We start from the raw sequence: 2,058 nt of genomic DNA on the forward strand, positions 1-2,058 counted from the left end.
TTGCAGATGGGCCGCACGGGACAAGACCTCTTGACGCTCATCTTTGGCGGAAGCAAGTTCAATCTCGCTTCTCACCCCAAACTCTTGCCCGATCCACGGGTCGCTGGTGATCCATTGGTCGCTTGCGATTCCGCGCCGCTCGGCAAAGTCGCTGATGTAATCCAGGGTGGTTTCCTTCGCGCCGGAACGCGACAGGCGGTTTGCCAGCTCCTGGTAGGCGAGTTCATCACCCCTTACGACACGCCACGTATTGCGCTCGGCCTTTGTGCCGTCCGGAAGCGTGACAGGCGTGGCGCCGTCATGCTGGAGCAAAATCCTGTCCCCGATCTTTGGCGATGCATCTCGCATGGCCCGCTTGAGATCGACGCCCCACACGGTATGCCGCTCGCCCTTGTCATTCTCCAGGGTCACGAAGTAATTCTCGCGCGCCTGGCGATTATGCTCATAGGGTGCAACGCCGTGATCAACCAGCCGGCCCGCTTTGGTGAACTCCTGGCTGTTTGCATAGAGCTGCACGCTGTCGCGATGCCTTGTCATGGCAACATAGGTCAGATGCCGGTCCATGGTACTCGACGCCAGCACAAAGGCGCGATCGACTGTCGCCCCCTGATTTTTATGGATCGTCGTCGCATAGCCATGGTCGATCGCCTGATAGCTGTCTGTCGGAATGCTGACACTGTCGCCACCTCGACCATCGAGCCGGGCGATAATCTTGCCCGGCTCCACATGCTCGACCGTGCCAAGCATGCCGTTTTTGACGCGGAGGTCGCGGTTGTTTTCAAGGAAGATGATCCGGTCACCGGGGCCGAAGGCGCGCTTGCCGTTATTGGTCTGGAAGGTGAGTTCGCGACCGGCCTCACCATCCCCACGGTCTCCACAGTCCGCGTCGTCGCTCAGCCCGGGGCTGCGCTCCAGCCTTTGTCTGTTCCGAAGTTCAGAACGAATGGCGGCATTGAGGGCGCACACATCGGCGCGGCGATGCGCCATGGCAACCCGGGTGCCTTGCGGATGCTCTTCGTTATCGGCAAGAAAATCACGCACGATCTGCGCCATCGCCTTGTCGCGGCTGTCTGCAAAGTGGATGTCGCCGTGATCGCGGTAGGCGGCGAGGCCCTCGGCCGTCTTGTGGGTCGCAAAGGCAACCGACGCCTGTCTCTGCCAATCATGGCGCTGGCGGCGTATCCCGGAAAGTTCGACATGGCCGATCTGCTCGGCAATCGCCCTGAAGGGTGCACCAGCCCCGATTGCCTGGAGTTGCTCATGGTCGCCGACGAGAACGATCTTTGCGCCGCGCTCTTCCGCTTCTCCGATGAACCGGGCAAGCTGCCGGCTCCCGACCATGCCGGCCTCGTCAATAACAAACACGTCACTGCGACCGATCAGATCCCGGCCACGGTCCCAGCTGTAAGACCATGACGCCAGGGTGCGGCTTTGAATACCGGCACTTTCCTCAAGACCCTCGGCTGCCTTTCCGCTAAGCGCTGCACCATGGACCTGATAGCCTTGAGCCTCCCAGGCCTTACGAGCGGCTGCAAGCATGGTGGACTTTCCAGCACCGGCAAACCCGACCACAGCAGCGATGCGTTCTGGACCTGTAATGTGCGCAATCGCAAGACGCTGTTCGTCCGACAATCCCGCTGACGGATCGCTCGCAGCCGACGGTCCGCCGGAGCTTTTGCGAAGAGCGTTATCCTGCTTCTCCATTGCACGCTCGACATGGCGCGGATCGACCAGATGGCCATGCGCCTGATGCAACCGTTCCGCCGATCGCGCCATGCCAAGTTCCAGATCGATCATGTCCTGCGTCGAATAGCGCGCATTGGACACTTCGCCTGTCTCGGCATCGATGCGCTCAGCCTGAAGTTCCACGAGCGCTGGTGAGGCCATGACAGCCGCAAAGGCGTTCTGGAATGTTTGGGTGTCATCGTTGATGTAGCGATGCAAGGTCTTGGCAATGTCGTGTCGATCGAACACGCTCTTCTCATGGCTGATCAGCGTCAGAACCTGTTCGGGTTTTTGGCGGATCAGCGCGGCATTTTGCCGTGCTGCCTCGTCATC

At 60.4% G+C, this 2,058-nt stretch carries 1 protein-coding gene; it reads right to left on the minus strand.

Annotated features, from left to right (window positions below; genetic code table 11):
- On the minus strand, positions 1-2,058 hold a 2,058-nt coding region (gene traA / locus F617_RS27490; RefSeq protein ID WP_019567438.1), incomplete at both ends, for a Ti-type conjugative transfer relaxase TraA.

This window comes from Agrobacterium sp. 10MFCol1.1 (genome assembly GCF_000381165.1).
GTDB lineage: Bacteria > Pseudomonadota > Alphaproteobacteria > Rhizobiales > Rhizobiaceae > Agrobacterium > Agrobacterium tumefaciens.